Source organism: Cupriavidus sp. 96C5-1 (assembly GCF_057798855.1).
The window spans coordinates 330,705-356,388 of the sequence record NZ_JBYOJU010000003.1 but is presented as its reverse complement, the minus strand read 5'-3'; the positions used below and the strand labels follow the sequence as shown (position 1 = coordinate 356,388).

Annotated in this window: 25 protein-coding genes; 9 read left to right on the top strand and 16 right to left on the bottom strand. The window is 65.8% G+C overall.

Features of this window, described 5'->3' with window-relative positions; genetic code table 11:
• Positions 1-33 precede the first annotated feature (33 nt).
• The gene (locus AC3FOF_RS06405) at positions 34-1,284 is read right to left on the bottom strand and encodes a lipoprotein-releasing ABC transporter permease subunit (protein ID WP_488726076.1); all 1,251 of its coding nucleotides are present in this window, start codon (positions 1,282-1,284) and stop codon (positions 34-36) included.
• Between the two features lie 149 nt (positions 1,285-1,433).
• On the opposite strand from AC3FOF_RS06405, the gene AC3FOF_RS06400 reads away from it, so the two are divergent.
• Positions 1,434-2,555: a hypothetical protein gene (locus tag AC3FOF_RS06400; protein WP_488726075.1), complete on the top strand. Its 1,122-nt coding sequence runs from the start codon at positions 1,434-1,436 to the stop codon at positions 2,553-2,555.
• A 36-nt stretch (positions 2,556-2,591) separates the two neighbouring features.
• Complete coding sequence (gene recJ / locus AC3FOF_RS06395) at positions 2,592-4,289, top strand: single-stranded-DNA-specific exonuclease RecJ (RefSeq protein WP_276264186.1); 1,698 nt, start codon at positions 2,592-2,594, stop codon at positions 4,287-4,289.
• 26 nt (positions 4,290-4,315) lie between these two features.
• Here recJ and AC3FOF_RS06390 read toward each other — a convergent pair whose 3' ends face one another.
• Entirely contained in the window at positions 4,316-5,050 is a 735-nt protein-coding gene (locus tag AC3FOF_RS06390; protein WP_276264187.1) for a peptidoglycan DD-metalloendopeptidase family protein, read from the bottom strand.
• 255 nt (positions 5,051-5,305) lie between these two features.
• On the opposite strand from AC3FOF_RS06390, the gene prfB reads away from it, so the two are divergent.
• The 4 genes from prfB (at position 5,306) to AC3FOF_RS06370 (ending at position 9,935) form a co-directional block, all read left to right on the top strand.
• Positions 5,306-6,410, top strand: a protein-coding gene (prfB, locus tag AC3FOF_RS06385) for a peptide chain release factor 2 (RefSeq protein WP_276264188.1) whose coding sequence is annotated in 2 segments (ribosomal slippage) — positions 5,306-5,386 and positions 5,388-6,410 — 1,104 coding nt in all. Because the reading frame shifts where the segments join, the coding sequence is not laid out codon by codon here.
• A gap of 90 nt (positions 6,411-6,500) precedes the next feature.
• The gene (locus tag AC3FOF_RS06380) at positions 6,501-7,271 is read left to right on the top strand and encodes an SDR family oxidoreductase (protein WP_017225092.1); all 771 of its coding nucleotides are present in this window, start codon (positions 6,501-6,503) and stop codon (positions 7,269-7,271) included.
• 38 nt (positions 7,272-7,309) lie between these two features.
• On the top strand, positions 7,310-8,848 hold the full coding sequence (gene lysS / locus AC3FOF_RS06375; protein WP_017225093.1) for a lysine--tRNA ligase: 1,539 nt from the start codon (positions 7,310-7,312) through the stop codon (positions 8,846-8,848).
• A gap of 346 nt (positions 8,849-9,194) precedes the next feature.
• Positions 9,195-9,935: a glycine zipper 2TM domain-containing protein gene (locus AC3FOF_RS06370; protein ID WP_488726074.1), complete on the top strand. Its 741-nt coding sequence runs from the start codon at positions 9,195-9,197 to the stop codon at positions 9,933-9,935.
• A gap of 91 nt (positions 9,936-10,026) precedes the next feature.
• On the opposite strand, the gene iscX is transcribed toward AC3FOF_RS06370, so the two are convergent.
• The 11 genes from iscX to AC3FOF_RS06315 form a co-directional block, all read right to left on the bottom strand.
• Positions 10,027-10,221 carry a Fe-S cluster assembly protein IscX gene (gene iscX, locus AC3FOF_RS06365; RefSeq protein WP_017229306.1) on the bottom strand — a complete coding sequence of 65 codons (195 nt, stop codon included), beginning with the start codon at positions 10,219-10,221 and terminating at the stop codon, positions 10,027-10,029.
• A 72-nt stretch (positions 10,222-10,293) separates the two neighbouring features.
• Complete coding sequence (gene fdx, locus AC3FOF_RS06360; RefSeq protein ID WP_017229305.1) at positions 10,294-10,632, bottom strand: ISC system 2Fe-2S type ferredoxin; 339 nt, start codon at positions 10,630-10,632, stop codon at positions 10,294-10,296.
• Positions 10,633-10,673: 41 nt separating this feature from the next.
• Positions 10,674-12,539 (bottom strand): Fe-S protein assembly chaperone HscA, encoded by a 1,866-nt coding sequence (hscA, locus tag AC3FOF_RS06355; RefSeq protein WP_276266570.1) that lies wholly within the window; start codon positions 12,537-12,539, stop codon positions 10,674-10,676.
• Positions 12,540-12,666: 127 nt separating this feature from the next.
• Positions 12,667-13,185, bottom strand: coding sequence for a Fe-S protein assembly co-chaperone HscB (hscB, locus tag AC3FOF_RS06350; protein ID WP_488726073.1), 519 nt, complete (start codon positions 13,183-13,185; stop codon positions 12,667-12,669).
• Between the two features lie 112 nt (positions 13,186-13,297).
• Positions 13,298-13,534: a DUF3565 domain-containing protein gene (locus tag AC3FOF_RS06345; protein WP_017229302.1), complete on the bottom strand. Its 237-nt coding sequence runs from the start codon at positions 13,532-13,534 to the stop codon at positions 13,298-13,300.
• A gap of 40 nt (positions 13,535-13,574) precedes the next feature.
• Positions 13,575-13,895, bottom strand: a complete 321-nt coding sequence (iscA, locus tag AC3FOF_RS06340; protein WP_017229301.1) for an iron-sulfur cluster assembly protein IscA — start codon at positions 13,893-13,895, stop codon at positions 13,575-13,577.
• A gap of 31 nt (positions 13,896-13,926) precedes the next feature.
• Positions 13,927-14,331, bottom strand: coding sequence for a Fe-S cluster assembly scaffold IscU (iscU, locus tag AC3FOF_RS06335; protein ID WP_017229300.1), 405 nt, complete (start codon positions 14,329-14,331; stop codon positions 13,927-13,929).
• A 55-nt stretch (positions 14,332-14,386) separates the two neighbouring features.
• Positions 14,387-15,610, bottom strand: coding sequence for an IscS subfamily cysteine desulfurase (locus AC3FOF_RS06330; protein ID WP_276266579.1), 1,224 nt, complete (start codon positions 15,608-15,610; stop codon positions 14,387-14,389).
• Positions 15,611-15,672: 62 nt separating this feature from the next.
• Positions 15,673-16,227, bottom strand: coding sequence for a Fe-S cluster assembly transcriptional regulator IscR (gene iscR / locus AC3FOF_RS06325; protein ID WP_035814992.1), 555 nt, complete (start codon positions 16,225-16,227; stop codon positions 15,673-15,675).
• An 80-nt stretch (positions 16,228-16,307) separates the two neighbouring features.
• On the bottom strand, positions 16,308-18,395 hold the full coding sequence (locus AC3FOF_RS06320) for a site-specific recombinase (protein ID WP_488726072.1): 2,088 nt from the start codon (positions 18,393-18,395) through the stop codon (positions 16,308-16,310).
• Positions 18,396-18,445: 50 nt separating this feature from the next.
• Entirely contained in the window at positions 18,446-18,934 is a 489-nt protein-coding gene (locus AC3FOF_RS06315; protein ID WP_017229296.1) for a low molecular weight protein-tyrosine-phosphatase, read from the bottom strand.
• Positions 18,935-19,201: 267 nt separating this feature from the next.
• Here AC3FOF_RS06315 and AC3FOF_RS06310 point away from each other — a divergent pair, with 267 nt between their 5' ends.
• On the top strand, positions 19,202-19,537 hold the full coding sequence (locus AC3FOF_RS06310; RefSeq protein WP_017229295.1) for a hypothetical protein: 336 nt from the start codon (positions 19,202-19,204) through the stop codon (positions 19,535-19,537).
• 25 nt (positions 19,538-19,562) lie between these two features.
• On the opposite strand, the gene AC3FOF_RS06305 is transcribed toward AC3FOF_RS06310, so the two are convergent.
• Positions 19,563-19,862 (bottom strand): antibiotic biosynthesis monooxygenase family protein, encoded by a 300-nt coding sequence (locus tag AC3FOF_RS06305; protein ID WP_017229294.1) that lies wholly within the window; start codon positions 19,860-19,862, stop codon positions 19,563-19,565.
• 77 nt (positions 19,863-19,939) lie between these two features.
• Positions 19,940-22,033: an excinuclease ABC subunit UvrB gene (gene uvrB, locus AC3FOF_RS06300; RefSeq protein WP_017229293.1), complete on the bottom strand. Its 2,094-nt coding sequence runs from the start codon at positions 22,031-22,033 to the stop codon at positions 19,940-19,942.
• A gap of 156 nt (positions 22,034-22,189) precedes the next feature.
• Here uvrB and AC3FOF_RS06295 point away from each other — a divergent pair, with 156 nt between their 5' ends.
• Both AC3FOF_RS06295 and AC3FOF_RS06290 read left to right on the top strand, forming a co-directional pair.
• Complete coding sequence (locus AC3FOF_RS06295) at positions 22,190-23,386, top strand: amino acid aminotransferase (RefSeq protein WP_017229292.1); 1,197 nt, start codon at positions 22,190-22,192, stop codon at positions 23,384-23,386.
• A 273-nt stretch (positions 23,387-23,659) separates the two neighbouring features.
• Complete coding sequence (locus tag AC3FOF_RS06290; protein WP_017229291.1) at positions 23,660-24,901, top strand: polyhydroxyalkanoate depolymerase; 1,242 nt, start codon at positions 23,660-23,662, stop codon at positions 24,899-24,901.
• A gap of 74 nt (positions 24,902-24,975) precedes the next feature.
• Here AC3FOF_RS06290 and AC3FOF_RS06285 read toward each other — a convergent pair whose 3' ends face one another.
• Positions 24,976-25,611, bottom strand: coding sequence for a TetR/AcrR family transcriptional regulator (locus AC3FOF_RS06285; protein WP_017229290.1), 636 nt, complete (start codon positions 25,609-25,611; stop codon positions 24,976-24,978).
• Positions 25,612-25,684 lie beyond the last annotated feature (73 nt).

Sequence of the window (25,684 nt, the reverse complement as noted above, 5' to 3'; positions counted from 1 at the left end):
CGGCACGCCCGCAGCGCCGGCCGCAACAGGGTCTCACTCATAGCGCAGCGCCTCCGCGGGGTTGACGCGGGCGGCACGCCAGCTTGGGTAAAGCGTGGCCAGCGTGGACAGCACGAAGGAGACGATACCGATGGTGGCGATGTCGTGTACGCGGGGGTCCGAAGGTAATTCACTGATGAAATAGATGTCGCGCGGCAGGAACTGCACATGCAGCAGCCGCTCGATAAAGGGCACGATCACATCGATATTGCAGGCGATCAAGGCGCCGCCGGCGACACCCGCCAGCGTACCGATAAAGCCGATGGCCACGCCCTGCACGATGAAGATCTTGGTGATCGAACCCGGCTGGGCGCCCATGGTGCGCAGGATGGCGATATCGGCCTGCTTGTCCGTCACCGTCATCACCAGCGTGGACACCAGGTTGAAGGCGGCCACCGCGATGATCAGCGTCAGGATGATAAACATCATGCGCTTCTCAGTCTGCACCGCGGCGAACCAGTTGCGGTTCTGCTTGGACCAGTCGCGCAGATAGAGCTCGCCGGTCAGCGTGCCGGCCAGCGCATCGGCCACCTGCGGTGCGCGCTGCATGTCTGCCAGCTTCAAACGCACGCCGGTAGGCCCGGTCAGGCGGAACATGGCCTCCGCGTCCTTGATATTGATCAGCGCCAGCGCATTGTCGAACTCGAAGTGGCCGGACGAGAACACCCCGATCACGGTGAACTGCTTGAGGCGCGGCAACACCCCGGCCGGGGTGATGGTGCCCTGCGGCACCACCAGGGTCACCTTGTCGCCCACCTGCACGCCCATGGCGTTGGCCAGTTCATTGCCCAGCGCGATGCCGAACTCGCCCGGCAGCAGACGCTCCATGGCGCCGGACCGGAACTGCTTGCCGATATCCGACACCTTGGGCTCCTCGGACGGCTCGACGCCGCGCAGCAGCACGCCGCGCACGGCATCCTCCCGCGTCAGCATGGCCTGGGCCGCCACATAGGGCGCGGCGCCGATCACTTCCTGGTTGCGCATCGCCTCGGCGGCGGTCCTCTGCCAGTCGGGCAGCGCCCCGGGGCCGACCACCTCGATATGCGACAGCACCGACAGCATGCGATCGCGCACTTCTTTCTGGAAGCCGTTCATCACCGACAGCACCACGATCAGCGCCGCCACGCCCAGCGCGATGCCGGCCATGGAAATCATCGAGATAAAGGAAATGAAGGTGTTGCGGCTGGCCCGCTTGCTTGCGCGGGTATATCGCCAGCCGATCTGCCATTCGTAAGGAAAGTTCAAGAGGGTTCCTGTTGTCTAGGAGAAACGCCGGCATCACGCCGCCAGCGCCGCTGCTGTGCCGCTTCCGGCCGCCCCGCGCCGCTCGCGCGGCCGGGCCGGGGACGATATTTATGCCGCCCGCCAGCCGGAAGTTTACAATCTCGGGCACCATGATGACGCACCTGACCCTGATTGTGCCCTTTTCCGTCCCGCCGGGCGCCGCGATCGACGCGGACGGCGGTGGCAACGATGCCATGCTGGAAGCCCTGCTGCGGCAATTGGAGTTACCGGCGCTCGGAAAGTTGCTCACCCGCGCCAGCCCCGGCCCGCGCGAGCGGCACGACGACCCCTTCCTGCGCACGCTGCCGCACGAGCGCTGGCTGGCCGGGCGGGCCGGGCTGGACACCGCGCGCCTGCCCAGCGCCCCGTTCATGCGCCTGGCCGACATGAATGCCGCCGGCGCGGATGACGGCCAGGCCTGGGCCTGCCTGCAGCCGGTGCACATCCATGCCGCGCGCGACCACCTGGTGCTGATGAATCCGGCCCAGCTGGGCCTCCGCGAGGAGGAGGCGGCGGCCTTGCGCGCCGCCGTGGCCGGCCTGCTGCAGGAATCCGGCATCATGCTGGAAGCCCCCGCGCCGGCGCGCTGGTACATCCCGGAAGCCGTGTTCGGGCCACTTGTCGCCGCCAGCCCGCTGCGCGCCACGGGACGCAATATCGACATCTGGATGCAGGCTGGCGAACGCGCCCGCGACTGGCGCCGGATCCAGAACGAGATCCAGATGACCTGGCATGACCATCCCGTCAACCAGGCCAGGGAGGCAGCCGGGGAGCTCTCCGTCAACTCGGTCTGGCTATACGGGGGCGGGACACTGCAGCCGGTGCCGCGCCTGGCGGACACCGTGCTGGCCAACGATGCCTTCCTGCGTGGCCTGGCGCTGGCCGGCGGGGCGGCATGCCTGCCCCTGCCGCCCCGCTTCAGCGCCATCGGTGACATGCAGGCCACCGGCGGCAGCGCCATGGTGCTGCTGGAGGATGCCGCCGAAGCGTATATCGGCGAAGACTGGGGCCTGTGGATCGAACGCATGCACGCGCTCGACGCCGAGTGGTTCGCTCCCGCGCTGGCCGCGCTGGAAGCCGGACAACTGCAGGCGCTGACCGTGATGCTGGCGGGCGAGCACCACCATGCCGAATTCACCGTGCGCCGCGCCGACCTGCGCAAATTCTGGCGTGGCCTGGGACAACGCGGCGACTGGCGCGCACTGCTGTCCGACCTCGCCTACGCCGCCTGACCCCCCGCTTTCCGCCAGCCTCACCGCCCGCCCTACATGACCCGAATCGCCGTTCGCTCCTTTTCCTCCGAACACGCCGGCAAGCTGGCCGGATCCGGCCTGCATCCCACCTTGGCGCGCATCCTGTCGGCGCGCGGCGTGCGCGAGCCGGCCGAGCTCGCCACCGACCTGCCGGGCCTGGAGCCGCCGGCCGCCATGAAAGGCATCGACCATGCCGCCGCCTACCTTGCCGACGCCATCGCCGCCGGCCGGCGCCTGCTGATCGTGGCCGACTATGACTGCGACGGCGCCACCGCCTGCGCGGTCGGCGTGCGCGGCCTGCGCATGCTGGGCGCGCGCATCGACTACATCGTGCCCAACCGCTTCGAGTACGGCTACGGCCTGACGCCGGAAATCGTGGCGCTGGCCGCGCAGCAGCAGCCGGACGTGATCGTCACCGTGGACAACGGCATCGCCAGCGTCGACGGCGTGGCGGCGGCCAATGCGCTCGGCATCGACGTGGTGGTGACCGACCACCATCTGCCGGGCGAGCAGTTGCCCGACGCGGCGGTGATCGTCAATCCCAACCAGCCCGGCTGCGAATTCCCGAGCAAGAACCTGGCCGGCGTGGGCGTGATGTTCTACGTGCTGCTGGCGCTGCGCGCCGAATTGCGCCGCCGCGGCGTGTTCGACGCCCAGACCCAGCCCCGGCTGGACACCCTGCTCGACCTGGTCGCGCTGGGCACCGTGGCGGACGTGGTCAAGCTCGACAGCAACAACCGCATCCTGGTGGCGCAAGGCCTCAAGCGCATGCGCGCGGGCCGCATGCACGCCGGCGTGGCGGCGCTGTTCCGCGCCGCCGGGCGCGAGGCGACGCGCGCCAATACCTTCGACCTCGGCTTCGGCGTGGGCCCTCGCCTGAACGCGGCTGGCCGGCTGGCCGACATGTCGCTCGGCATCGAATGCCTGCTGACCGACGACGCCAACCGCGCCTGGGAAATCGCCCAGGAGCTCGACGGCATGAACCGCGAGCGGCGCGACATCGAGGCCGGCATGCAGCAGGAAGCACTGCAGATCCTGGAAGGCCCGCTGGGCGCGCTGGATCCGGCGGCGCGCTTCACCGTCACGGTGTTCAACGACACCTGGCACCAGGGCGTGATCGGCATCGTGGCCTCCCGCCTGAAGGAAAAATACCACCGCCCCACCATCACCTTCGCGCCCGGCGACGATGAACTGATCAAGGGCTCGGGCCGATCGATCCCGGGCTTCCACCTGCGCGATGCGCTGGACCTGGTGTCCAAGCGCCATCCCGGCCTGCTGGTGAAATTCGGCGGCCACGCCATGGCTGCCGGCCTGACGCTGCGCGCCGACACCTTCGGGCAGTTCATGGAAGCCTTCGAGGCCGTGGGCCGCGAGTGGCTGAACGACGAGCAGCTGGCGCGCGTGATCGAGACCGACGGCGATATCGAGGACGCCTGCTTCAGCCCCGAATTCGTTTCGCTGCTGGAGCAGCAGGTGTGGGGCCAGGGCTTCCCCGCGCCCACCTTCTGCGGTGAATTCGATGTGCTGCGCCAGAGCGTGCTCAAGGGCAAGCACCTCAAGCTGCAGCTGGGACGCGGCAGCCAGCGCTTCGACGCAATCTGGTTCAACCATGCCGACTCGCTGGGCGCCAGCGCGCTGGTGGCCTACCGGCTCGACAACAATACCTTCAACGGCATCACCCGCGTGCAGATGGTGATCGAGCACGCGCAGTAGCGCCGGGTCCGTGCCTGGCCCGGGCGCTATCCGCGCGCGGGCAGCAGGCCCGCCGGGTCCACCGGCTTGCCATTGTTGCGCACCTCGAAATGCAGCTCGCTGTCGGCCGTGCCCATGCGGCCGACTTCCTGCCCGCCGGCCACCTGCGCGCCCTCGCTGATCGAGGGCTTGTCCAGGTTGCCGTAGACCGTCAGCCAGTTGTCGTCGTGCTTGATGATCACCAGCATGCCGTAGCCGCGCAGGTTGCCAACATGGATCGCCTTGCCGGCGGCGGCGGCGCGCACCGCGCTGCCGGGCGCGGTACTGATGCGCAACCCCTTGCTGGCGGGCGGCCCGTAGCCGGCGGTCACGCGGCCGTCGGCCGGCCATTGCAGGCGGATGCTGGTGGCGGGAGCCCGGGACGGGCCGCTGTTGTCCACCCGCGGGGTGTCCCCCACCGCCACCGGACCATTGCCGGTACTGCTACCAGCGCTGGCACCGGCGCTCCCGCCGGCCGGCGGGCGGACCCGCAGCAGTTGCCCCACCTCGATGCGGTCCGCGCTGGGCAACTGGTTCCAGCGCACCAGGTCGCGCACCGTGCGCTTGTGCCGCCGGGCCACGGTATACAGGGTATCGCCGCTTTGCACGCGGTAGTAGCCGTCCGGCGCGGGCTCGCTGGCCATGGTGCCGCAGCCGGCTGCCAGCATGGCGCCAGCCAAGGCGGCGAGCAGCCCCAGGGCGCGCCGCCGCGTGGCGGTCGTGTCTTGATTGCTTTGCTTCATGCTGACTTATCGTCCCTCCCTGTGCATATCTTGATGCCTGATTCCTGGTGCCTGCTTCCCGATGCCCGATGCCTTATATCCGGGTCCATGAGCCGGATCCGGCGCCGCAGACCCAGCGAGTCTGCCATGGCGCACCCGCAACTGTAGACCGTTCGCGAGGCGAACCGTTCGAAATCCTGGAATCGGTGCCATCGCGGGCGGGGGGAAAGTCCCCCGATCCGCTATAATTCAAGGTTTTGAAAGCGCAGGAACATCATGGAAGCAGAACGCCTCAACGCCATCTCCGGTGCCATCTCCGATCTCCGTTCGCGAACGGAAGATCTACGGGGGTATCTTTGACTACGATGTCAAAGTAGGAAGACTCGACGAAGTCAACGGCGAACTCGAGGACCCCGAGGTCTGGAACAACCCCAAGAAGGCCCAGGATCTCGGCAAGGAAAAGAAGATGCTGGAGGGCGTGGTTGGCGTCCTCGGCAAGCTCACGGATGACCTCGCCGGCGCCGAGGAGCTGTTCGAACTCGCGCGCGAGGAAGGCGACGACGACACGATGGAGGCCATCGAGGCCGACGTCCAGGGCTTCGAGGCCATCGTCGCCGACATGGAATTCCGCCGCATGTTCGCCGGCGAGATGGACCAGGCCAACGCCTTTATCGACATCCAGGCCGGCGCCGGCGGCACCGAAGCCTGCGACTGGGCCTCGATGCTGCTGCGCCAGTACCTGAAGTACTGTGAGCGCAAGGGTTTCAAGGCCGAGGTGCTGGAAGAATCCGAAGGCGACGTAGCGGGCATCAAGAGCGCCACGATCAAGGTCGAGGGCGAGTACGCGTTCGGCTACCTGCGCACCGAAACCGGCGTGCACCGCCTGGTGCGCAAGTCGCCGTTCGACTCCTCGGGCGGCCGCCACACCTCGTTCTCGTCGGTCTTCGTCTACCCCGAGGTGGACGATTCCTTCGAGGTGGAAGTCAATCCGGCGGACCTGCGCGTCGACACCTACCGCGCTTCCGGCGCGGGCGGCCAGCACATCAACAAGACCGATTCGGCCGTGCGGATCACGCACACCCCGACCGGCATCGTGGTGCAGTGCCAGAACGACCGTTCGCAGCACCGCAACCGCGCCGAAGCCATGTCGATGCTGAAGTCGCGCCTGTACGAGCATGAAATGCGCAAGCGCCAGGCCGAGGCCGACAAGCTGGAGTCGTCCAAGACCGATGTGGGCTGGGGCCACCAGATCCGTTCCTACGTGCTGGACCAGAGCCGCATCAAGGACCTGCGCACCAACGTGGAAATGTCCAACACGCAGAAGGTGCTGGACGGGGACCTGGATCCCTTCATCGAAGCCAGCCTGAAGCAAGGGCTGTAACACCCAGCGGCGCCACGCCGCCGCGCCGCGCCAGCAACGGCGCGGTGCGGCGGCGGGTGCGGCAACTGACCTGCCGGGACCATCTAGACCATGACCGCAGCATCGACCGCAGCAACGCACCTGTTCATCGTCACGGGCACCTCTCGCGGCCTCGGCGCCGCGCTGGCGCAAGCCCTGCTCAAACCGGGCAACCGCCTGATCTGCGTGGCGCGCAGCCGCAACCCCGAACTGGAACGGATTGCATCCGCCAGCGGCGTCAAGGTCGTCTGGCACCTGCAGGACCTGTCGCAGCCCGGCCCGGCGGCGACCTGGCTCGGCAGCGTGCTCGATGTCGTCGAGGAAGCGCCCGCCAGCGTCACGCTGATCCTGAACGCGGGCATGATCGAGCCGATCGGCCCGGTCGCCACCCTGCGTGAATCGACGCTGGTCCCGCACCTGCTGACCAACCTCGCCACGCCGATGACCATGACCGCGTCCTTCCTGGCGCACACCGAGCGCTTCGGCTGTCCGCGCAAGATCCTGGCCATCTCCTCCGGCGCGGCCCGCCGCCCGGTGGAGGGCTGGAGCGCCTATTGCGCCGGCAAGGCAGGCCTCGACATGTTCGTCCGCTCGATCAATGCCGAGTATGCGCAGGCACCGGCCGAACGCGCCGTGCGCGCCGTTGCGCTGGCGCCGGGCGTGGTCGACACCGGCATGCAGGCCACCATCCGCAACGCCGACTTCGCCCAGGTGCAGCGCTTCCGCGACCTCAAGGACAACGACCAGCTGGCCTCCGCCGAGGACACCGCGCAGCGCATCGCCGCTTACCTGGAACGCCCGGACTTCGGCAGCACCGAGCTCGACGACATCCGCAATACCTGAACCTCGCGCGGCCTGGCCGCGCGGCTCACCAAGACATCATGACCGAATCCAACCGCGCTCCCGCCGAGGCCAACGCCCCGGCCGCAGCCGACGAAAACAAGATCATCGCGGAACGGCGCGAGAAGCTCCAGGCCCTGCGCCAGCAAGGCCCGGCCTTCCCCAACGATTTCCGTCCGACCCACCAGGCCGCCACGCTGCACGCGCAGTACAACGACACCGAGCAGGCCGCGCTCGAAGCCAGCCCGGTGGAAGTCGCCATCGCCGGCCGCATGATGCTCAAGCGGGTGATGGGCAAGGCCAGCTTCGCCACCGTGCAGGACGGCTCGGGCCGCATCCAGTTCTACATCAGCCGCGACGCGATCGGCGAAGACGTGTATGCCGGCTTCAAGAAGTGGGACCTGGGCGATATCGTGGCCGCGCGCGGCACGCTGATGAAGACCAAGACCGGCGAGCTGTCGGTGGCGGTGACCGAACTGCGCCTGCTCTCCAAGAGCCTGCGCCCCCTGCCCGGCGACTACTATGGCCTGGCCGACCAGGAGCAGAAGTACCGCCAGCGCTATGTGGACCTGATCGTATCGCCGGAGACGCGCGCCACCTTCCGCGCCCGCACCAAGGCGATCAGCTCGCTGCGCCGGTATATGGCCGACGCCGACTTCATGGAAGTGGAAACGCCGATGCTGCACCCGATTCCGGGCGGCGCCGCGGCCAAGCCGTTCATCACCCACCACAATGCGCTGGACATGCAGATGTTCCTGCGCATCGCGCCCGAGCTGTACCTGAAGCGCCTGGTGGTGGGCGGTTTCGAACGCGTGTTCGAGATCAACCGCAACTTCCGCAACGAGGGGGTAAGCCCGCGCCACAACCCCGAGTTCACCATGATGGAGTTCTACGCGGCCTACACGGATTACCGCTGGCTGATGGACTTCACCGAGGACCTGATCCGCCAGGCCGCGATCGACGCGCGCGGCAGCGCGGTGCTGACCTACCAGGGCCGCGAGCTGGACCTGTCCAAGCCCTTCCATCGCCTCACCATCACGCAGGCAATCCAGAAGTTCGCGCCGCAGTACACCGATGCGCAACTGGCCGATACCGAATTCCTGCGCACCGAACTGAAGAAGCTGGGCGTCAATACCAACGCACCGCAGTTCCTCAACGCCGGCCTCGGCACGCTGCAACTGGTGCTGTTCGAGGAAACCGCGGAGAGCCAGCTGTGGGAGCCGACCTTCATCGTCGACTACCCGGTGGAAGTCTCGCCGCTGGCGCGCGCCTCGGATACCCAGCCCGGCATCACCGAGCGCTTCGAACTGTTCGTCACCGGCCGCGAGATCGCCAACGGCTTCTCCGAGCTGAACGACGCGGAAGACCAGGCCGAGCGGTTCCGCAAGCAGGTCGACCAGAAGGATGCGGGCGACGAGGAAGCAATGTACTTCGACGCCGACTACATCCGCGCGCTCGAATACGGCATGCCCCCGACGGGTGGCTGCGGCATCGGCATCGACCGCCTGGTAATGCTGCTGACCGACAGCCCGAACATCCGCGACGTGCTGCTGTTCCCGCATCTGCGCCGCGAGGACTGATGTGCGCAAGCGGCCGGATGCCGGCCGCCAGGCAATGCGAAGCCCCATCCTTGCGATGGGGCTTTTTCCTTGTGCTGACCGCATTGCATGCCAGCGGACCGCGGATCTCCTGCAACGCTGGGTCAGGCGCGGCGTTGCAGGAGATCCGGGCGTACCCGCTTGTTACAAATGGCGACCAGAAACCAATCCCTGAACCGCGCCCAACTCATTGATTAAAAACGATAAACTCGCCTACAGAAATTTACAAAATCAAACGGAAAACGGCAGCCGTTTCGGCCACACTGGATCCATCGGGACGCCGACCGGCGATCATCCCAGACCGCCAGCGCTTCGCGAGGAAAACAAAATGCCGGACACAACCTTGCCTTCATCGAACGAGCCCTCCCTGCCCGCCCAGCGCCGCCTGCATCCGCTGGTGGGCGCCGCCGCGGTCGCGATCGTGATCGCCAGCCTGACGGCGGTGGCCGCCATGACCGGCGTGCTTCCGATCGGCAAGGCGACGCAGGACACGCCGCAGTCCCTGACCGCGCCGATGGCCGCCAACAACGTCGAGCCCGTTCAGCAGGCCACGCCAGGAAGTACCACGCGCCCGCCCGGAACCGTCACCGCGCCGCCGGCGCAGGCGCCAGTCGCCCGGTCGCCCGCGGCGCAGCAGGCCCAGGAACGGAACACCAGCCAAAACGCCGCCTATGGCCCCGGGGCCCGCCGCAATGACGGCGGCGCCTATGCCGGAGAACGCCAGCCGGCGCGCGGCAGCGCGTATGCAGGCCACGTAGTGGCGATCACCCCGATCGAGACCGCAAAACCGGCCAGCGGCCTGGGCGCCGTCGGCGGCGCGGTGGTCGGCGGCCTGCTCGGCAACCAGATCGGCAAGGGCAACGGCCGCATCCTGGGCACCGTGGCCGGTGCCGTGGGCGGTGGCTTCGCCGGCAACCAGATCGAAAAGAGCGTGCGCAAGGACACCAGCTACCAGGTCCGCGTGCAGATGGACAACGGCAATTACCGTACCTTCACCTACCATGCCGACCCGGGCGTGCAGGTCGGCGAACGGGTTCACCTGCAGAATGGGGGCCTGGTGGCCGGCTGAGCACCGGCCGGGCGCAGACCCGCGATTGGAATGAAAGAAGGGCCGCATGCGCGGCCCTTCTTTCATTCCATCCTGTTCCTCTTATGCCCGCTTACTCCGCCTCTTCGATCCAGGCAGCCTGGATCGCTTCCAGGATCTTCTCGCCGGAGCGATCAGCCGCATCGTCAAAGCCATCCAGTTCCATGACCCAGCGATGCAGGTCCGTGAAACGGATCGTGGCCGGATCCACGTCCGGGTATTTGTCGTACAGGGCCGCAGCGATATCGTAGGTGTCGGTCCACTTCATGGGAATGCTCTCCGGTCAGCTCTGGTCGGTTCAGTTTGGAAGAATGGCTGGCGCGCCGTGCCCGGCGCGGGCTCAGTGCTCTTCCTTGGCGTGGTTGATCGTGTACTTCGGGATCTGCACGGTAAGATCGCTGTCAGCCACGAGGGCCTGGCAGGAAAGACGCGAATTGGGCTCGAGACCCCAGGCCTTGTCGAGCAGGTCTTCCTCTTTCTCTTCCGCCTCTTCCAGCGAGTTGAAGCCCTCGCGCACCACGACGTGGCAGGTGGTGCAGGCGCACGACTTTTCGCACGCGTGCTCGATCTCGATGCCGTTGCTGAGCAACGCATCGCAGATGCTGACACCGGGCTGAGCTTCGAACACGGTGCCTTCGGGGCAGAGTTCGACGTGAGGCAATACGATGATCTGTGGCATGGAATGTCCTGGATAAAGATGCGGTGCGGTGGCCTCGGGGATCAGCCCAGGTCCTGCACCTTGCGGCCGGCCAGAGCGCTCTTGATCGAGCGGTCCATCCGGCGGGCGGCGAATTCGTCGGTACCGTGGGACAGTGCCTCCACGGCCGCCTTGATGGCATGGTGATCCTCGCCGGCGGCGATGTCGCCCGTCGCCGCGATCAGCCGCTCGACCCCGGCGCGCTCCTCGGCCGAGAGCAGGTCGCCATCGGTCTCCAGCGCGCGGCGCGTGGCTTCGATCAGGCGCGCGGCATCCACGCGCTCTTCCGCCAGCGCGCGGCTCTTCATATCGTGCTCGGCTTCGCGGAAGCTGTCCTGCAGCATGCGCGCGATCTCGTCGTCCGCGAGCCCGTAGGACGGCTTGACGGTGATGGTGGCTTCCACGCCCGATTGCGTCTCGCGCGCGAACACCGACAGCAAGCCATCGGCATCGACCTGGTAGGTCACGCGGATACGGGCCGCGCCGGCCACCATCGGCGGAATGCCACGCAGCTCGAAGCGCGCCAGCGAACGGCAGTCGCTCGCCAGCTCGCGCTCGCCCTGCAGCACGTGGATGGCGATGGCGGTCTGGCCATCCTTGAACGTGGTGAATTCCTGCGCCCGCGCCACCGGGATGGTGCTGTTGCGCGGGATGATCTTCTCGACCAGGCCGCCCATGGTCTCCACGCCCAGCGACAGCGGGATCACGTCGAGCAGCAGCCAGTCCTCGCCCGGCGCGCCGTTGCCGGCCAGCAGGTTGGCCTGCATGGCCGCGCCCAGCGCCACCACCTTGTCCGGATCGAGGTTGGTCAGCGGCGGCTGGCTGAAGAACCCGCCCACCGCCTTGCGGATCGACGGCATGCGGGTGGCGCCGCCGACCAGTACCACGCCCTTGACCTCGTCGGCCGCCACGCCCGCGTCGCGCAGCGCCTTGCGCACCGGGGACAGGGTCTTCTGCACCAGCGGCGCGGTCATCTCGACAAAAGCCGGCGCCGACAGCGTCAGGTGCACGATCTCGCCGCTGTTCAGCACCGCGTCGATCACGGTGGAGTCGGCCGCCGACAGCGCCTCCTTGGCCGCGCGGGCGCGCACCATCAGCAAGCGCATGTCCTCGGAGGACAGCGGCTGCAGGTTGGCCTGCTCGACGATCCAGCACATCAGGCGCTGGTCGAAATCGTCGCCGCCGAGCGCCGAGTCACCGCCGGTGGCCAGCACCTCGAACACGCCCTTGGTCAGCTTGAGGATGGAGATGTCGAAGGTGCCGCCACCGAGGTCGTACACCGCATAGATACCTTCCGAAGCGTTGTCCAGCCCGTAGGCAATGGCCGCCGCGGTCGGCTCGTTGAGCAGGCGCAACACTTCAAGGCCGGCCAACTGGGCGGCGTCCTTGGTGGCCTGGCGCTGCGCATCGTCGAAATAGGCGGGCACCGTGATCACCGCGCCGACCAGTTCGTCGCCCAGCGAGTCCTCGGCGCGCTGGCGCAGCGTGGCCAGGATCTCCGCCGATACCTCGACCGGGCTCTTCACGCCAGCCACGGTCTTGATCTGCACCATGCCCGGCGCATCGACGAAATCGTAGGGGCTGTGCTCGATATGCGCGACGTCGCGCAGGCCGCGCCCCATGAAGCGCTTGACCGAGAGGATGGTGTTCTTGGCATCCTGCACCGCTTCTTCCTGCGCGCGATAGCCGATCTGCGTGCCCTTGTTGGGCAGGTAGCGCACCACGGAGGGCAGCAGCGCGCGGCCGCTCTCATCCGTCAGGACTTCGGGAATGCTGTTGCGAACGGCGGCCACCAGCGAATTGGTGGTGCCGAGGTCGATGCCGACAGCGAGCCGCTTCTGGTGGGGTGCCGGCGACATGCCGGGTTCGGAGATCTGGAGCAGTGCCATGATGAATCTTCTTTATTCGTGCGGTGGCAAGGCGGCCTGCCAAACAGGCCGGTCTTGCGCCGGGGCGCCATTGTGGCATGGCTTCGGCGAACGTGCCCGGAGGCGCCGGGGTCCATCGGACCCCGGCCTAGCCTTCCAGGCGGTCGATCGCCTCGCTGGTGTCATGTTCGATCTTCTCGATGAACATCAATTGCCTGGCCGCGCTGCCGGCGCCCGCGTCGTCACCGGCATCGAGCAACGCGCCGAGCGCCGCATGGCGATCGCGCTTCTCGCCGCGCAACTCGCACAGCAGCGCGTCGAGGCGTGCGACATCTTTCTCTTCGACAGCTTCCTGCAGGGCCTCGCGCCATTCCATCTGCTGCATCAGGAAACCGGGCGCCATGGCGGTGTTGCTCTCGGCCTGTATGTCCACGCCGCGCAGCGTCAGCAGGTAGATCGCGCGCTTGAGCGGCTGGCGCAGCGTGCGGTAAGCCTCGTTGGCGTGCGCAGCCCACTGCATGGCCACGCGCCGCTCGGCGTCGCCGGCATTGGCGAAGCGGTCCGGATGTGCCTGCGACTGCACGGTCAGGTAAGCGGCGTCCAGCGCCGCCTCGTCGACTGCGTACCCGACCGGCAGGCCGAACAGCGCGAAATAATCGTCTTTCAACACCTTCCCCAACAAAAAGGAGCGGCTACGCCGCCCCTTTGAACTTCCCTCAGCGTGAAGGCGGCACGCTGACCGCGCGGCGATGCCGCGGCATGGTTGCGGCAGGTACCGGTCAGGCGCGCCCTGCGCTGGCGCTGCCAGCAGCCCAATCCGCCGGCGGCTCCGCCCGGTCGCATTTCAGGCAGTTCACCTGCGCGCCGATCCGTGCCGCCCTGCCCTGCGCCGTCAGCGTCCAGGGACGCATCTGCCAGGGTGGATCATGGCGCATATGCTGGCCATGACCGCACTCGAGCTCGGCTACCCAGTGGTTCTCGTCGTCCTGGTGAAAACCGGCAATACCGCGTTTCATCGCACCGCGTGCGTCTGCGCGCGGGTGCACGCAACTGCAATCAAACCCGGAACGACTCTCCGCAGCCGCATTCGTCCTTGACGTTGGGGTTGTTGAAGCGGAACCCCTCGTTCAGGCCTTCGCGCGCGAAGTCGAGCTCGGTGCCGTCGATATACGGCAGGCTCTTGGGATCGACGATCACCTTGATGCCGTGCGACTCGAATACGCTGTCTTCCGGCAGCAGGTCATCGACGTATTCCAGCTTGTAGGCCAGGCCCGAGCAGCCGGTCGTCTTGACGCCCAGGCGCAGGCCAACGCCCTTGCCCCGGCGGTCCAGGTAGCGCGCCACATGCTTGGCGGCCTTCTCGGTAAGCGTGATCATCGCTGCATCATCCCTTGATTGATCGCGGAACTCAGGCGGCCTTCTGTTCGGAGGCGCCTTCGTGCTTCTTCTTGTAATCCTCGACCGCCGCCTTGATGGCGTCTTCGGCCAGGATGGAACAGTGAATCTTCACCGGCGGCAGCGCCAGTTCTTCGGCGATATGGGTATTCTTGATTTCCAGCGCCTGATCCACGGTCTTGCCCTTGACCCATTCGGTCACCAGCGAGGAAGACGCGATGGCCGAGCCGCAGCCATAGGTCTTGAACTTGGCGTCTTCGATCACACCGGCTTCGTTGACCTTGATCTGCAGCTTCATGACGTCGCCGCAAGCCGGCGCGCCGACCATGCCGGTACCCACGGCGTCGTCGTTCTTGTCGAACGAGCCAACGTTGCGGGGGTTTTCATAGTGATCGAGAACCTTGGTGCTGTATGACATTTTGGCTACCTCTTGGCGTATCCGTATTTATGGGGTCTTGCGTGGGCCCAGGCGCTCAGTGCGCAGCCCATTGGATGGAATTCAGGTCCACACCGTCCTTGAACATTTCCCACAGCGGCGACAGGTCGCGCAGCTTGGCAATCTTGCTCTTGAGCAGTTCGACGGTGTAATCGACTTCTTCCTCGGTGGTGAAACGGCCCACCGTAAAGCGGATCGAGCTGTGCGCCAGTTCGTCGTTGCGGCCCAGGGCACGCAGCACGTACGAGGGCTCCAGCGACGCCGAAGTGCAGGCCGAGCCCGACGATACCGCCACATCCTTGATCGCCATGATCAGCGATTCGCCTTCGACGAAGTTGAAGCTGACGTTGAGATTGTGCGGCACGCGCTGTTCCAGGTCGCCATTCAGGTAGACCTCTTCCATGCCCGACAGGCCGCGCCACAGGCGGTCGCGCAGCATGCGGATGCGTTCGTTCTCGGTAGCCATTTCCTCGCGGGCGATGCGGAAGGCTTCGCCCATGCCGACGATCTGGTGGGTCGCCAGCGTGCCCGAGCGCATGCCACGCTCGTGACCGCCGCCGTGCATCTGCGCTTCCAGGCGCACGCGCGGCTTGCGGCGCACGTACAGCGCGCCCACGCCCTTCGGGCCATAGGTCTTGTGTGCCGAGAACGACATCAGGTCGCACTTCAGCGTATTCAGGTCGATCGCTACCTTGCCGGTGGCCTGGGCTGCGTCGCAATGGAAGATGATGCCCTTGGCGCGGCAGATCTCGCCGATCTGCGCCACGTCCTGGATCACGCCGATCTCGTTGTTGACCAGCATCACCGAGACCAGGATGGTGTCGGGGCGGATCGCCGCCTTGAACACTTCGATGTCGACCAGGCCATTGTCCTGCACGTCGAGATAAGTCACCTCGAAGCCCTGGCGCTCCAGCTCGCGGGTGGTATCGAGCACGGCCTTGTGCTCGGTCTTCACCGTGATCAGGTGCTTCCCCTTGCCCGAGTAGAAGTGGGCCGCGCCCTTGATGGCGAGGTTATTGGACTCGGTCGCGCCCGACGTCCACACGATCTCGCGCGGGTCGGCGCCCACCAGGGCCGCCACCTGCTCGCGCGCTTCTTCCACCGCGCGCTCGGCATCCCAGCCGTAGGCGTGGCTACGCGATGCCGGATTGCCGAACTGTTCGCGCAGGTACGGAATCATCTTGTCCGCCACGCGCGGGTCTACCGGCGTGGTTGCCGAGTAATCCATGTAGATGGGGAAATGTGGGGTGCTCATCGTTATGACTGCCTTTTAGGGACCGCTATGCTTGACGTTGCTCTCTGCTCTCGCGCCGGCTGCCCGTCTTACGACTGAGCCAGGCTGAAAACCGAATTCACCACCCGCGGGCGCGCGGGCTTCTCCTGTTTGTCGGCCTTGCCGCGTGGCACTGCCACGGCCTGCGCAGCCGGCTCTTCACGCATGTCGTGGAGCACCGCGGGGCACTTGGCGCGCTGCTGGTCGACCAGGTTCTTGAGGGAGACGGAATCGAGATACTCGACCATTTTCTGGTTCAGCGTGGCCCACAGTTCGTGGGTCATGCAGCGACCGGTTCCCTCGTCTCCGTTACAATTGCCCTTTCCGCCGCACTGGGTGGCGTCGAGCGGCTCATCTACCGCAATGATGATGTCGGCCACCGTGACGTCTTCGGCCTTGCGCGCAAGGCTGTAGCCACCGCCCGGGCCGCGCACGCTTTCCACGATCTCGTGGCGGCGCAGCTTGCCGAACAGCTGCTCGAGGTAAGAGAGGGAAATTTTCTGGCGCTGGCTGATGCCGGCCAGCGTAACGGGGCCCTGATCCTGGCGCATGGCCAGGTCGATCATGGCGGTTACCGCGAAGCGGCCTTTGGTCGTCAGTCTCATGATGCCGGGGAATACTTGATCATTTTGGTCGAGTATAAAAGAAGTCGACTAATTCAGTCAAGTACCCCTGCCGCACCGCATCAAGCCTGCCCTTCCCCTGGCTGCGTCGACGCGTCTGGCGTGCGCGGCGGCACGATCAGCGACCAGGGGTGTTTCAGGATGCGCTGCCGCACGGCCGCGCTCAGCGCCCGGCGATCGACCTTGCGCAGGCTGCGTGAGCGCAAGGCCATATTGAAGGCCAGCGCAAAGCTCACCGCCACATTCAGCAAACCCATCAGCGCGATTCCGGCCACCGCCAGCCAGAACGACGGCATGCGCAGCACGTCGAGCCCCAGCACGCCGATCGCGGCGCCCACCGCGCCAGTCGACAGCGTGACATGGCGCACCTCCATATGGGGCCCGACAAAGCTCAGGATTTCCGGCCCCAGCCCAAGCAGCAGGCCGAGCGAGACGTTGGCCGCGATACCCGACATATTGCGCTTCCAGAAGTCCGCCATGCGCGTGGCACCTTGCGCGCCCAGCACATAGCGCAGCCGGCGGTTGTACGCCATCACGTCATGCACCTTGTGCAGCGCGAACCAGTTGTCCGCCCAGCCCGCCACCAGGCTCGACAACCACAGCAGCACGCCGGTAAAGGCGGCGTAGATGGGCGTGGCGCCGAGGATCGAAAAGGATTCGATGTTGGCGATCGCCTTGGCCGGCGTAATCAGGTTGACGTCCAGGATACGGTGGGCCAGCCACTGGATCCCCATCGCCACCGGGAACACCGCGGCAAGGTTGCCGAAAATCGCCGCGGCATTCGAGCGGATCATGGCGATGGTGTCGTCCACGAAAATCTCCCGCCCCTCCGGCCTGCCGACCGCGTCGAGCCGGTGCGCCAGCGCCGGGCCGGTCATCGCCGGCTGCTTGGTGGCCAGCGTGAAATGCGCGAAATGGATCACCAGGAAGCTGCCGGCGTAGTTGAGCGAGGCAAGCAGGCCCTCGATGAACTTATCCAGGTGCAAGCCGTAGATCAGGAACTTGAGATAGACGGTGCCCGCGGTGATCAGGCCGCCGCCAGCTGCCGCCCACATCAGTTCGCGGTACTCGCGGCGATCGCGCGTGATGTAATGCTCGCCGGTCTCGGCCGAACGCTCTACCACCTTGCGCGCCAGTTGCGAGAACGAAGTGCCGGCCAGGTGGACGATGCTGCGGCGCGCCTGAGTGGAGCGGATCAGCGCCGCGATCAGGTTGGCATGCCGGTCGCGCCGCTGTGGCTCGACCCAGGTCGTCAGCAGCAGCTCGATGCGCGCCAGCCGCACCTTCATGCGCTCGATCTGGAACACCACCTCGACGGAGACGCCGTTCTCCTCGAGATCGTCGTACACGCACTGGGCCGCCTGGTGGCAACCGTCGAGCAGCGCGCGGAAATAGTTGAGGCGATGGGCGAATGCCTCCCCGTCACGCACCGCCTCCTCCTCGCACAACGCCTGGGCGGCGCTATCCAGACGGAAAAACGGCGTGTCCTTCACCTTGCCCTTGAGGCGCGAACGAATTGCCTGGCTCAAGCCCGTGGCGCGAACCTGGCTGACCAGCACCTGGATACTGGTGGCCAGCGTACGGTCGAAGCGGTCCCATTCGGGCGGCGCGGCGGCATCGCCGGCCGCCTCCGGATCGCCCGTGCGCAGCACGGCCGCCAGCCGGCCGAGCAGGTCGCCGTCCAGCGCCTCGACCCAGTCGGCATCGTTATCGTCGATAAACAGCAGCGCGAACAGCCCCGCCAGGTCGCCGCGGTTCGGCGGCGGCGGCAGAAAACGCGCCTGCAGGCGATCCAGCACCTCGCTCCAGAAGCCCGGATGCGATGCCACGCCGGTATCGCAAAGCAAGGTGGTCGGATCGTTGTCGCGCACCAGCGAACGCACCATTTCCGCAAACCTGCCGGCCATCGCCGGGTTGCGCTCCAGCACCTGCAGCAGGTAGCGCAGCCGGACGTGTTCGCGGCGGCGCTTGTCCGGCGCCAGTCCTTCCGCGCCCGGCAGGCCGTCGCGCCGGATCCAGTAACCCAGTTCGATCAGCCAGCCGTTACGGTCCGCCAGCGGCGCCTCCGGGTCCGCGGCCGCCAGGATTGCATCGAGTTGCAGGCTGGCATTGCGCGACTCGCGCCATTTGCGGAACAGGGAACGAAACATGAAACCTCAAAAAATTAGTTGAACGGCGGCCGCAGCCTGCCACCGCGCATTCAGGCGCTGCCCAGCCCCTCGGCATGCAGCATGGCGACCACGCCATCGCAGGCGTCCTCCACATAGTCGAGCACGCGCTCGAAGCCGTCGCCCTCGCCGTAATAGGGGTCCGGGACTTCCTCGGCCGCGTGGCGCGTGGCAAAGCTCATCAACAGCCGCAGCTTGTGGCGATCGCCGGGCGGGCAAATGGCACCAAGCGCGGCCAGGTTGTCCCGGTCCATGGCCAGCAGCAGGTCGAAGCGGGCAAAGTCGCCGACCAGGGCCTGGCGTGCGCGCTGCGCGGAAAGATCGTAGCCGCGCGCCAGCGCATGGCGCTGCGAACGCGCATCCGGCGCCCGCCCGACGTGATAGCCGTGCGTACCGGCCGAATCCAGCTCGACCAGATCGGCCAGGCCAGCCGCCGCGAGCTTGGCGCGCAGCACGCCCTCGGCGGTCGGTGAGCGGCAAATATTACCCATGCAGCACATCAGGATTGCGTATTTCTTCATTGGAATTCAGCGCTGTCCAGCGCCTGGGACAGATTGATGAAACGCGCCGTGCGCGAGCCTGCGCGCCGCCGGGCCTCCTGCACACCCGTGCGGCGAAGGCGGATTTTACCTTCTCTACGCTGCGGTACAGCGGATGGACGCCGGTCGCACATAGGCAGGCAGGGCATCCGGCCACCTCCCGTCGAGGGGAAGCCAATATCCTGCCGCCGAAAGCCAATCCACAATAAAGGTGACGCAAAAGCATCGCGTCACCCCATAATCGCGAGGGTGAACAGACGCCTCATCCATTTCCTATTGCTACCTGCCCTGCTTTGCGCAAGCCTGGCCGCGGCTGCCGGACCGTCGCCGGAGGCGGCCGACAACGCCGGCTGCGAAGGCCTGCTCGCCGTGGTCCGGCGCAGCCTCGAGGAGGAGATCGTCTCGGCATGCCCCGCCGCCGCGCCTGCCTCGATTTCCGCTCCAGCCCCTGCGTGCGCCGCGCAACAGGAGCCGCTGCGGGCCATCGTGGATTTCATTGGCCAGCGCCGCGCGGCCGATGCCGACGAGTGCGATACCTTGCTGGAAGTGAACAAGCGCCTGCGTTCGCTGCCGCCGAAGATCTGAGCCACGCAGCGGCGGAGCCGCTGCTTCAGGGCAGCTTGGCCGCCAGCACCTCCAGTTTCTCAATGGAGGGCGGTTTGGCGAACAGGTCAGGCGCCTTGGCCATCAAGGCCGCAGCCACCTTGCCGGCGAGATGGGCCTCGCGCCCGGCCTCATCGGGAAACGCGTCGAAGATGCCGTACAGGGATGGTCCCAGCCGCAGCGCGAACCACGCTGTGGTGCCGGTCTCCTCCTGCACCAGCGGCAGGCCGCCCAGCAGGAAAGCCTCCACCTCCCTCTCCTTGCCGGGCTTCGCATGCAGCGGAACCCACAGAGCGAGCTTGACCATGAGCGCTTCTCCTAATCAACGTCCGGGATTCCAACTATAGACGCTGGCAAGGAGAGCAAGGCCGGCGCCTCGCGCCGTCAGGAGGCGGACGGCGGCAGGTGTTCGCCGTCGCCGCTGGCGCCGAATACCTGGCGCTTGAGTTTGGCCAGTTGGTCGCGCACCTGCCCCGCCTTTTCGAACTCGAGGTTCTTGGCGTGCTCGAACATCTGCTTTTCCAGGCGCTTGATCTCCTTGGCGACCTGCTTTTCACTCATGTCCTCGTACCTGGCGCGCTCTTCCGCCGCCAGCAGTTCGGACTTGACCTCGTTCGGGTCGTAGACACCGTCGATGATGTCCTTGATGCGCTTGACCACGCCGCGCGGCACGATGCCGTTGGCCTCGTTGAAGGCGACCTGCTTGGCACGCCGGCGCTCGGTCTCGCTGATCGCCCGTTTCATCGAGTCGGTCATGCGGTCGGCGTAGAGGATCGCGGTGCCGTTCACATTGCGGGCGGCGCGGCCGATGGTCTGGATCAGCGAACGCTCGGCACGCAGGAACCCTTCCTTGTCGGCATCGAGAATCGCCACCAGCGAGACTTCCGGGATATCCAGGCCCTCGCGCAGCAGGTTGATGCCGACCAGCACGTCGAAGGTACCCAGGCGCAGGTCGCGGATGATTTCCACGCGCTCCACGGTGTCGATGTCCGAGTGCAGGTAGCGCACCTTGACGCCGTTCTCGGTCAGGAATTCGGTGAGCTGCTCGGCCATGCGCTTGGTCAGGGTGGTCACCAGCACGCGCTCCCCTACCCCCACCCTCAGGTGAATCTCGGACAGCAGATCGTCGACCTGGGTGGTCGCGGGACGCACATGAATGATCGGATCGACCAGGCCCGTCGGGCGCACCACCTGCTCCACCACCTGGCCCGCATGCTCGTTCTCATAGTTGGACGGCGTGGCCGAAACGAACATGACCTGGCGCATCTTGCGCTCGAATTCCTCGAACTTGAGCGGCCGGTTGTCCAGCGCGGACGGCAGGCGGAAGCCATACTCGACCAGCGTCGTCTTGCGCGCCTTGTCGCCGTTGTACATGCCGTTGAACTGCCCCATGAGCACGTGCGACTCGTCCAGGAACATCAGCGCGTCGGGCGGCAGGTAGTCCACCAGCGTGGGCGGCGGATCGCCCGGCCTGGCGCCCGAGAGGTGGCGCGAGTAGTTCTCGATCCCCTTGCAGAAGCCGAGCTCGGTCAGCATTTCCAGGTCGAAACGGGAGCGCTGCTCAAGCCGCTGCGCCTCCACCAGCTTGTTTTCCTTGTAGAAGAAATCCAGGCGCTCGCGCAGCTCCACCTTGATGTCCTCGATCGCCCGCAGCACGGTTTCGCGCGGGGTCACGTAGTGGCTCGACGGATAGACCGTGAAACGCGGGATCTTCTGGCGCACGCGCCCGGTGAGCGGATCGAAGAACTGCAGCGAATCGATCTCGTCGTCGAACATGTCGACCCGCACCGCCAGCTCGGCGTGTTCGGCCGGAAAGATGTCCAGCGTATCGCCCCGCACGCGGAAGGTGCCCCGCTGGAAATCGGTCTCGTTGCGGGTGTACTGCATGGCGATCAGGCGCGCGATCACGTCGCGCTGGCTGATCTTGTCGCCCGCGCGCAGCGTCAGGATCATCTTGTGGTATTCGGACGGGTTGCCGATACCGTAGATGGCGGAGACGCTGGCCACGATGATGGTGTCGCGCCGCTCGAGCAGGCTCTTGGTGGCCGACAGCCGCATCTGCTCGATATGCTCGTTGATCGAGGAATCCTTCTCGATGAACAGGTCGCGCTGCGGCACATAGGCCTCGGGCTGGTAGTAATCGTAGTAGCTGACGAAATACTCCACCGCATTGCGCGGGAAGAACTCGCGGAACTCCGAATACAGCTGCGCCGCCAGCGTCTTGTTGGGCGCGAACACGATGGCCGGACGCCCCAGGCGGGCAATCACGTTGGCCATGGTGAAGGTCTTGCCCGAACCGGTTACCCCCAGCAGGGTCTGGTACGAAAGGCCGTCCTCGACCCCGTCGACCAGCTGGCGGATCGCCTCGGGCTGGTCGCCCGCCGGCAGATAGGGCTGGTAGAGCTGGAAGGGAGAGCCGGGAAAGGACGCGAACTTCTCTTCATCCAGCTCGGGGGCGAGTGCAGCAAGATTCGACATAGGCTGGTAGGGAAAACCTCAGGAAAACGGGCAGATACGCTAGAATCTTGGGGTTGGCGGCCAGGTATCAAGATGGGGGCCGCCCGCACTCCCGAGCGCAGTCCGGAGCATTCTACGCCTTCCCGTTTTGTTACATAGCTGACCACGAGATCCCAAATGAGTTTGTTTTCTGCCGTCGAGATGGCCCCGCGCGACCCGATCCTGGGCCTGAATGAAGCCTTCAATGCCGATACCCGTGCGACCAAGGTCAATCTGGGCGTTGGCGTGTACTTCACCGACGAAGGGAAAATCCCTCTGCTGCGCGCCGTGCAGGAAGCCGAGAAGGCCCGCCTGACCACCGCCACCCCGCGCGGCTACCTGCCGATCGAAGGCATCGCCGCCTACGACCAGGCCGTGCAGACCCTGCTGTTCGGCAAGGAATCGCCGCTGATCACCGAAGGCCGCGTAGTGACGGCTCAGGCACTTGGCGGCACCGGTGCCCTGAAGATCGGCGCCGACTTCCTGAAGCGCCTCTACCCGGACGCCAAGGTCGCCATCAGCGACCCGAGCTGGGAAAATCACCGCGCCCTGTTCGAGGCAGCCGGTTTCCCGGTGGTCAACTACGCCTACTACGATGCGCCCAGCCACGGCCTGAATTTCGCCGGCATGGTGGAATCGCTGAAGTCGTACGCGGCCAACACCATCGTGGTGCTGCACGCCTGCTGCCACAACCCGACCGGCGTCGACCTGTCGCCCGAGCAATGGAAGCAGGTCGTGGAACTGATCAAGGAACGCAACCTGATCCCGTTCCTGGACATGGCCTACCAGGGTTTCGCCGACGGCATCGACCCGGACGGCGCAGCCGTGCGCCTGTTCGCCGAATCCGGCCTGCCGTTCTTTGTCTCGAGCTCGTTCTCGAAGAGCTTCTCGCTGTACGGCGAGCGCGTGGGCGCGCTGTCCATCGTCACCACCGGCAAGGAAGAGGCTCAGCGCGTGATGTCGCAAGTCAAGCGCGTCATCCGCACCAACTACTCCAACCCGCCCACGCACGGCGGCACCGTGGTCGCCACCGTGCTGAACAGCCCCGAACTGCGCGCCATGTGGGAGCAGGAACTGGGCGAGATGCGCGACCGTATCAAGCTGATGCGCCATGCGCTGGTGGACAAGCTGGCCGCCAAGGGCGTGCCGGGTGACTTCTCCTTCGTCAAGGCCCAGCGCGGGATGTTCTCGTACTCCGGCCTGAACTCGGCGCAAGTGGACCTCCTGCGCAATGAGCATGGCATCTACGCCGTGGGCACCGGTCGCATCTGCGTGGCGGCACTGAACAGCCGCAACATCGATGCGGTGGTCGACGCCATCGCCGCCGTACTGTAAGGCGGCGCAGGTAGAAGTGGATAAGAAGGCGACTTCGGTCGCCTTTTTTGCGTCAGGCGGGAATTTTTTACATTCTTTTGCCTTTGTCACCAGGAAGTACCGCGTTTGTCCTATTGTCTTTTTCCGACGCAGGCGTACCTTAGGGTATATGCTGCATCGCACGATCGTTCGTAAACGCGCATAATCGGTAACACGTTAGTAACAGTGTTCTTCGCAATTGTCATATCAAGGCGTTGAATCCCAGCTTCGCCCCCAGCCTGATAGGTACTTCTCATGCTTTACCAGCTGCATGAATTCCAGCGTTCGATGCTGCACCCGCTCACCGCGTGGGCGCAGGCCACGGCCAAGACGTTTACCAACCCCCTGAGTCCGCTTTCGCTGGTGCCCGGCGCCACGCGACTGGCTGCCGGCTATGAGCTGCTGTACCGGCTCGGCAAGGAATACGAGAAGCCAGCCTTCGATATCAAGTCGGTCCGCTCCAACGGCCGGGAAATCCCGATCGTCGAACAGACCATCGTCGAAAAGCCGTTCTGCAAGCTGGTGCGGTTCAAGCGCTATGCCGACGATCCCGAGACCATCAAGCTGCTCAAGGATGAGCCGGTCGTGCTGGTGTGCGCGCCGTTGTCCGGCCACCATGCCACGCTGCTGCGCGACACCGTGAAAACCCTGCTGCAGGATCACAAGGTCTACGTGACGGACTGGATCGACGCCCGCATGGTGCCGATCGACCAGGGGGCCTTCCACCTGTCCGACTACATTCATTACATCCAGGACTTCATCCGCCACATCGGCGCCGAGAACCTGCATGTGATTTCGGTGTGCCAGCCGACGGTGCCTGTGCTTGCGGCGATCTCCCTGCTGGCCTCCGCCGGCGAGAAGACGCCCAAGACCATGACCATGATGGGCGGCCCGATCGATGCCCGCCGCAGCCCGACTGCGGTGAATTCGCTGGCCACCAACAAGTCGTTCGAGTGGTTCGAGAATAATGTGATCTATACCGTGCCGGCAAACTATCCGGGCCATGGACGCAAGGTCTACCCCGGCTTCCTGCAGCATGCCGGTTTCGTGGCGATGAACCCCGACCGCCACCTGTCCTCGCACTACGACTACTACCTCAACCTGGTCGAAGGCGATGCGGACGACGCCGAAGCCCACGTGCGCTTCTACGACGAGTACAACGCCGTGCTCGACATGGCCGCCGATTATTACCTCGACACCATCCGCGAGGTGTTCCAGGAATTCCGGCTAGCCAATGGAACCTGGGAAATCGAGGGCAAGCCGGTACGGCCGCAAGACATCAAGGGTACGGCGCTGCTGACCATCGAAGGCGAGTTGGACGACATCTCGGGCGCGGGCCAGACGGCAGCGGCGCATGAGCTGTGCGCCGGCATTCCGGAGGACCGCAAGCAGCACATCACCGCCGTGAAGTGCGGCCACTACGGGATCTTCTCCGGCCGCCGCTGGCGCCAGGAAATCTACCCGGAGCTGCGCAACTTCGTGCTCAAATACCACTGAGCCGCGCTTGTCACAAAAAAACGCCCGCTTTGCCGCGGGCGCTTTTTTGTGGAGCTGTCACTGCCCGGCCCTGCTCAGCGGCGCTCCAGGTAGGACAGCAGCATATCCGTGTGCAACTCGGCGAAGCGCTCATGCTCGTCCTGCGAGGCCACATCGCGGCCGATCACGGCACTGATGGTATAGCGGTTGGACAGCACGTAATAGCCCAGCGCCGAAATGGTGAGATACAGCTGGGGCACGTCGACATTATCGCGGAACACGCCCTGCCGCTGCCCGCGCTTGACGATATCCGCCAGCACGTTGACCACTGGGTTGATCAGCTGGTGCAGTTGCGTGGACTTCTTCAGGTGGCGCGCCTCGTGGAGATTCTCGCTGTTGACCAGGCGGATGAACTCGGGATTGCGGTAGTACCAGTCCCACACGAAGCGGGCGAGGGTGCGGACCGCCGCCACCGGATCTTCCTCGGTGATATGCAGTTGCTCCTCGGCGGCGCGAAATTCCGCGTATTGCCGCTCCAGGACAGCGAGGAACAAACCCTCCTTGCTGCCATAGTAGTAATAGAGCATGCGCTCGTTGGTCTCGGCGCGGCGCGCGATCTGGTCAACGCGGGCGCCGGCCAGTCCACCCTTGGCAAATTCTTCGGTGGCGGCATCGAGGATGCGGCGGCGCGTTCCTTCGGGGTCCCGCTTGGTTCTGGTTTCGTTTCGCATGCGACGGCTGGTGAATCGGTGCGCGGATTATGGCACAGGGCAGCTTGCGCGCAGCCGCTCCCGGCAAAGCGCG